We start from the raw sequence: 6198 nt of genomic DNA on the forward strand, positions 1-6198 counted from the left end.
CCGGGGCCTTCGCGCCGCCCTTCGGCCGACTGAAGCGGACGGCTCTCAGGCCTCCGGCCAGGCCCGCATCGCCGCTTCCGCCACCGCCGTCAGCTCCTCCGCCGTCGCCCCGTCGCGGGCCTGCAGGGACATGCCCTGGAGGACGGCGCCGGTCAGCCGGGCCAGGGCGCGCGGATCGGTGTCCGGCGGGAGGTCGCCGGCCTCCACGCCCTCACGGATTCGGTTCTCGAAGGCGGCCAGATTGGCGTTCCGCCGGTCCCGCAGGGCCTGCTCCACCTCGGGGGTCGAGCAGTTCACCGCGGCGGTGATCATCAGGCAGCCGTGCGGGTGTCCAGGCTCCGTGAAGAGCACGGCGGCCTCGCGCAGCATGCGCCCCAGGGCGGCGCGGGCGGTCGGCTCCTCGGCGAAGGCGCGGCCGCCGTAGGCCCCGTAGCTGAGCGCGTACGCCTCGACGACCTCCTCGAACAGCGTCTTCTTGTCGCCGAAGGCGGCGTAGAGACTGGGCGCGCTGATGCCCATGACGCGGGTGAGGTCGGCGACGGAGGTCGTCTCGTAACCGTGCTCCCAGAAGGCCATCGTCGCCTGCTCCAGGGCCGTGAGCCGGTCGAAGGAGCGGGGGCGGCCGCGCTGTCTCGTCACCATGGAGTGAATTCTATAGCGCTCGCTACGGATCGTGGGGTACGGTCTTTGCATAACGACCGCTACAGAAAGAGGGGGGCGTCGCCATGGGCATGCTCGACGGAAGGCTGGCCGGGAAGACGGCACTGGTCACGGGCGGGAGCCGGGGCATCGGACGGGGGATCGCCGAGCGGCTCGGCCGCGAGGGCGCGCGGGTCGCGGTGCACTACGGGACGAACGAGGCGGCGGCGAAGGAGACGGTCGCCGCGATCGAGGCGGCCGGCGGCTCCGCCTTCGCGGTGGGACAGGAGCTGGGGGTCCCGGGTGACGCGGCGGCGCTGTGGCGGGCCTTCGACGCCCACGCGGACGGTCTGGACATTCTGGTGAACAACGCGGGGATCGGGGCGTCGCAGCCGTTCGCGACGATCGGCGACGAGGAGTACGACCGGATCTTCGCGGTCAACACGAAGGCGCCCTTCTTCCTGGCGCAGCTGGGGGCGGAGCGGCTGCGGGACGGCGGCCGGATCGTCAACGTCTCGACGGGCCTGAGCCGGGCGGCGGCCATGCCGGACCTGATCGCGTACGCGATGTCGAAGGGCGCGCTCGACGTCTTCACCCGCTATCTGTCGAAGGTCCTCGGCCCGCGCGGGATCACGGTCAACGCGGTGGCGCCGGGGATCGTGGACACGGACATCAACGCCGGATGGCTGCGGGGGAACGAGGAGGCCTGGGCGGGGGCGGCGGCGATGGCGACGCTGGGAGCGGTCGGGACGCCGCCGGAGATAGCGGACGTGGTCGCCTTCCTGGTCTCCGACGACGCGCGCTGGGTGACGGGCGACTGGATCGACGTGACGGGGGGCTCGCTGGCCTGAGACCGGGGGCGGGGACGGAGGTTCGCCGGACTGCCGCGCGGGGCGGGGACGGATTTCGCCGGGCCGACGCAGGGGCGGAGGCGGAGGTGCGCCGGGGTGGCGCGCGAAGGGGGCGGGGCGGGGTTCGAGTGGCTGGTGGGGCGGGTGCGGCCGACGATGGAAGCGGCGCCGTCCGCGGGGTGGAACGGCATGAGGGGAAGGCCTCCCCTCTGCTAGATTTGGACCCAGATTGGTCTATACCACACGGTCCTTTCAGCAGCCCCTCATCAGATCGGCAGGCACAGCGTGGAAGTTGTCATCGTCAAGGACGCCAAGGCCGGCGGCGAGCTCATCGCGGACGGCATCGCCGACCTCCTGCGCCGCAAGCCCGACGCGCTGCTCGGCGTGGCCACGGGCTCGACCCCGATCCCGATCTACGACGCCCTCGTCGCCCAGGTGTCCGCCGGTGCCGTGGACGCCTCCCGAGCGCGGATCGCCCAGCTGGACGAGTACGTGGGCCTGCCCGCCGGGCACCCCGAGTCGTACCGCTCCACCGTCCTGCGCCAGGTCGTCGAGCCGCTCGGGCTCTCCCCCGAGGCCTTCATGGGTCCCGACGGCTCCGCCGAGGACGTCCTGGCGGCCTGCGAGGCGTACGACAGGGCGCTGACCGAGGCCGGTGGCGTGGACCTGCAGATCCTCGGCATCGGCACCGACGGGCACATCGGCTTCAACGAGCCGTGCTCCTCGCTCGCCTCCCGCACCCGGATCAAGACGCTCACCGAGCAGACCCGCGTGGACAACGCCCGCTTCTTCGACGACGACATCGAGCAGGTCCCGCACCACGTCATCACCCAGGGCATCGGCACCATCCTGGAGGCCCGTCACCTGGTGCTGCTCGCCACCGGCGAGGGCAAGGCCGAGGCCGTGGCGCAGACCGTCGAGGGCCCGGTGGCGGCGCTCGTCCCGGCCTCCGCGCTCCAGCTGCACCCGCACGCCACGGTCGTCGTGGACGAGGCGGCGGCCTCCAAGCTGAAGCTCGCCGACTACTTCCGGCACACCTACGCGAACAAGCCGTCCTGGCAGGGCATCTAGGGCATACGCAGACAAAGGGGCCCGGCACCTGGATCAGGTGCCGGGCCCCTTCATGTACGGCCATGTACGGCGATGTACGTCCGCGGCGTCAGGCGTCAGGCGCCGGCGCCGGCGCCGACCACGGCCTCCGCCGCCGCGCGGCCGCAGACCCGGGCCGCGCCGTGCGTGGCGATGTGCAGGGCCCCGCGGGGCTCCGCCTCGTTGAGGCCCATCTCGACCACGACGGTGTCGGGGCGGGCCGCGAGGAGGCCGTCCAGGGCCTCGGTCATCCACGGGTGCCGGTGGGCGTCCCGTACGACCGCGACGATCCGCCGCTCCCCCGCGGCGGCCAGGACGTCGGCCACGGACGACTCGTCGTACGAGCCGGTCTCGGTGCCGGGGAGCAGCCGCTCCAGCTCGGCCGCGATGCCCCAGGGCGTCTCGTCGCCGACCGCGAAGTTGGCGACGGGAGTGAAGGCGGCCACGTAGGGAGCACCGGTCATCGGCGTGTGGGCGTGCTCGCCCCGGGTCACCTTGAGGGCCCTGCGGGCCGCCACGAGTCCGATGTCGGTGCCGGGCGCGGTCCCCTCCTCTGATGCCACGCCCGGCACCGCCACAGCCCCCCTGGCCCGGTGCGCCTGGGTCCAGGCCGCCAGGGCGCGCACGCGCGCCGCGGCGTCGGCCAGCCGCTCCTCGGGCAGTTCACCGGTCCGTACCGCGGTGACGAGCGCGTCGCGCAGCCGCAGCACGGTGTCCTCGTCGCACAGCCCGCCGCCGACGCAAATGGCGTCGGCGCCCGCGGCGATCGCGAGGACGGATCCGCGCTCGATGCCGTACGTCGCCGCGACGGCCTGCATCTCCATGCCGTCGGTGACGATCAGCCCCTCGAAGCCCAGCTCCTGACGCAGCAGACCGGTGAGGATCTGCGGGCTCAGGGTGGCCGGACGGTGGGGGTCGAGCGCGGAGAGCAGGATATGCGCGCTCATGACCGCTTTGGTACCCGCGGCGACGGCCGCGCGGAAAGGTACCAGCTCACGGGCGTGCAGTGTGGCGAGGTCCACATCGATCCGGGGCAGCGCGTCGTGGGAATCCACGTTGGTGTCGCCGTGTCCGGGGAAGTGCTTCGTGCAGGCCGCGACCCCGACGCCCTGGAGGCCGTCGACGTACGCCACGGTGTGCCGGGCGACCAGGTCCGGGTCGGGTCCGAAGGAGCGGACGCCGATGACGGGGTTCTCGGCGTTGGAGTTGACGTCCGCCGAGGGCGCCCAGTTCAGGTCGACGCCGCACTGCACGAGCCGGCGGCCGAGCTCGCGGGCGACGGCCCGGGTGAGCTCGACGTCGTCGACGCTGCCGAGCGCGTAGTTGCCGGGGAAGGACGAGCCCTGCTTGACCTCCAGGCGGGTGACGTCCCCGCCCTCCTCGTCGATGGCGACGAGGACGTCGTCCCGCTCGGCGCGCAGCTGCGCGGTGAGCGCGGCGAGCTGCTGGGGGTCGACGATGTTCCGGCCGAAGAGGCCGACCGAGGACAGGCCCTCGCCGATGCGGCGGAGCAGCCAGTCGGGGGCGGTGGTGCCGACGAAGCCGGGCTGGAGGACCGTGAGCGCGTCACGGGTCAGGGTGTCCGAGCCGTGTACGAGTGTGGTCATGGGGGTCCGTTATCCCTTCACCGCGCCGGCGGTCATGCCGCCGACGGCCTTGCGCTGGAGGAAGAGGAAGACGACGAGCACGGGGAGGGCGAAGAGGGTGGAGGCGGCCATGGTGGCGCCCCAGTCGCTGCCGAACGCGGTCTGGAACTGGGTCAGCCAGAGCGTCAGGGTCTGCGACTCCTTCTCCTTGTTGAGCATGAGGATCATGGCGAACTCGTTCCAGGCGGTGATGAAGCCGAAGAGCGAGGTCGACATCAGGCCGGGGGCGAGCAGCGGGAAGATCACCTTGCGGAAGGCCTGGCCGCGGGTGCAGCCGTCGATCTGCGCGGCCTCCTCCAGCTCGACCGGGACGGCGGCGATGAAGCCGCGCAGGGTCCAGATCGTGAAGGGGAGGACCATGACGAAGTAGATCAGCGTGAGCATCGGGATGCTGTTCAGCAGGTCGTTCTCACGGGAGATCATGTACATCGCGATGACCATGACCTCCCAGGGGGCCATCTGCGCCATCATCACGATGAGGACGATGCCCTTGCGGCCCTTGAACCGGAGGCGGGCGATCGCGAAGCTCGCGGCCAGGGCGACGACCAGGGCGAGGAGTACGGCGCCGATGGTGACCGTGAGGCTGTTGGTGACGTACGTCCAGAACAGGTCGACGCCGGTGGCGGTGCCGTAGTTCTCGAAGGTCGGGGTGAAGACGAAGACCGGGTCCTTCGTCATGATCTCGTGCTGCGGCTTCAGCGAGGACGAGAACATCCAGTAGACCGGGAAGACGAAGACGACGGCGAGCACGAGGGCGCCGAGGTTCTTGGCGACCGCGGCGACCGTGAGCGGCTTCCGGGTGCGCAGCTTCTGCGGGGTCGGGGTGGTGGCGGCGCTCACAGCTGCTCCTCCTCCTTCAGGATCAGGCGGAAGTAGAAGGACATGACCGCGATGAGCATCACGATCGTCAGGATGGAGATGGCGGCGGCGACGCCGTAGTGGAACTGGCCGACGCCCTCGATGTAGGCGAAGACCGGGAGCGTCTCGGAGCCGCGGTCGGGGCCGCCGAGGTTCATGGCGTAGACCTGGGCGAACGCCTTGAAGATCCAGATGATCTCCAGGAACGTCGTGATCATGAAGAAGGACTTCAGGTTCGGGAAGACCACGGCCCAGAAGGTGCGCCAGCCGCTGGCGCCGTCCATCTTGGCGGCCTCGTACAGCTCGGACCCGATGGTGGTCAGGCCGGCGTACATGTTGAGGGCGACGAACGGGACGGAGCCCCAGACGAGCAGGATCAGCACGATGACGAGGGTGGAGAAGCCGGTCTCGAACCAGTTGTGCTGCTCGTAGCCGGAGAAGCCCAGGGTGCGCATCAGCCAGTTCACGACGCCGAACTGCTCGTCGAAGAGCCAGCGGAAGACGGTGACGGAGGCGACGATCGGCATGGCCCAGGCGAACATCAGGGCCAGCGAGAGGACCAGGCGCATCTTCTTGCCGAGGCGGTTGAGCAGCAGGCCGATGCCGGTGCCGATCGCCATGATGAGGGCGACGTTGACGGCGGTGAAGACGACGCTTCGGACGACGACGGTCCAGAATTCCGCGTCGCCGAGGAGCTCGGTGTAGTTGTCGAAGCCGGTCCAGACCGTCTCGCGGGTGATGAACTCCTTCCGGTTGAGCTCCTGGAAGGAGAGGATCACATTGCGGATCAGCGGGTAGAGCAGCAGCACCGCCATGGACAGCAGGGCAGGCGCGACGAGCAGGTAGGGCAGCACCCCGCTGGGCAGGGAGCGCCTGCCGCGTGGAGGCTGAAGGACTTCCTTCGGGCCCGGAGAGGGTGGCGGAGTCTGCGACTTCCCTGCCGCCCTCCCGGGCGCGTCCTGGGGACCGGCGGTCGCCGTCCCCTGGGAGTCCACGGTCATGGTCTTCTTCCTCGCGGTTCTGGGGCTCCCGCGCCCACCGGGGCACGGCCCGGGGGAGCGGGCCGCTGATCACTGCATCGCTGCAACGCGCCGGTGGTGCGGCCGGTGCGACAC

At 70.9% G+C, this 6198-nt stretch carries 6 protein-coding genes; 2 read left to right on the plus strand and 4 right to left on the minus strand.

Annotated features, from left to right (window positions below):
* Positions 1–45: 45 nt before the first annotated feature.
* A complete protein-coding gene (locus ACWGN5_RS30235) occupies positions 46–642 on the minus strand; it encodes a TetR/AcrR family transcriptional regulator (protein ID WP_453520981.1) in 597 nt (198 codons plus the stop codon).
* Between the two features lie 83 nt (positions 643–725).
* On the opposite strand from ACWGN5_RS30235, the gene ACWGN5_RS30240 reads away from it, so the two are divergent.
* Both ACWGN5_RS30240 and nagB read left to right on the plus strand, forming a co-directional pair.
* Positions 726–1490 (plus strand): SDR family oxidoreductase, encoded by a 765-nt coding sequence (locus ACWGN5_RS30240; protein ID WP_453520983.1) that lies wholly within the window; start codon positions 726–728, stop codon positions 1488–1490.
* Between the two features lie 285 nt (positions 1491–1775).
* Positions 1776–2561 (plus strand): glucosamine-6-phosphate deaminase, encoded by a 786-nt coding sequence (gene nagB / locus ACWGN5_RS30245; RefSeq protein WP_453520985.1) that lies wholly within the window; start codon positions 1776–1778, stop codon positions 2559–2561.
* 95 nt (positions 2562–2656) lie between these two features.
* Here nagB and ACWGN5_RS30250 read toward each other — a convergent pair whose 3' ends face one another.
* From ACWGN5_RS30250 to ACWGN5_RS30260, 3 genes are read right to left on the minus strand one after another with little or no spacing between them, the layout of a single operon-like run.
* Positions 2657–4186 (minus strand): glycoside hydrolase family 3 protein, encoded by a 1530-nt coding sequence (locus ACWGN5_RS30250; RefSeq protein WP_453520987.1) that lies wholly within the window; start codon positions 4184–4186, stop codon positions 2657–2659.
* A 9-nt stretch (positions 4187–4195) separates the two neighbouring features.
* On the minus strand, positions 4196–5032 hold the full coding sequence (locus ACWGN5_RS30255) for a carbohydrate ABC transporter permease (protein WP_453520995.1): 837 nt from the start codon (positions 5030–5032) through the stop codon (positions 4196–4198).
* A 29-nt stretch (positions 5033–5061) separates the two neighbouring features.
* Entirely contained in the window at positions 5062–6084 is a 1023-nt protein-coding gene (locus ACWGN5_RS30260) for a carbohydrate ABC transporter permease (protein WP_453520990.1), read from the minus strand.
* Positions 6085–6198 lie beyond the last annotated feature (114 nt).

The organism is Streptomyces sp. NPDC055815, from assembly GCF_053616475.1.

What these genes read in the sequence shown, in the direction of transcription:
- ACWGN5_RS30240 (WP_453520983.1), top strand. Translation starts at nt 726, where the DNA reads ATGGGCATGCTCGACGGAAGGCTGGCCGGGAAGACGGCACTGGTCACG.
- ACWGN5_RS30260 (WP_453520990.1), bottom strand. Translation starts at nt 6,084, where the DNA reads ATGACCGTGGACTCCCAGGGGACGGCGACCGCCGGTCCCCAGGACGCG.
- ACWGN5_RS30250 (WP_453520987.1), bottom strand. Translation starts at nt 4,186, where the DNA reads ATGACCACACTCGTACACGGCTCGGACACCCTGACCCGTGACGCGCTC.
- ACWGN5_RS30235 (WP_453520981.1), bottom strand. Translation starts at nt 642, where the DNA reads ATGGTGACGAGACAGCGCGGCCGCCCCCGCTCCTTCGACCGGCTCACG.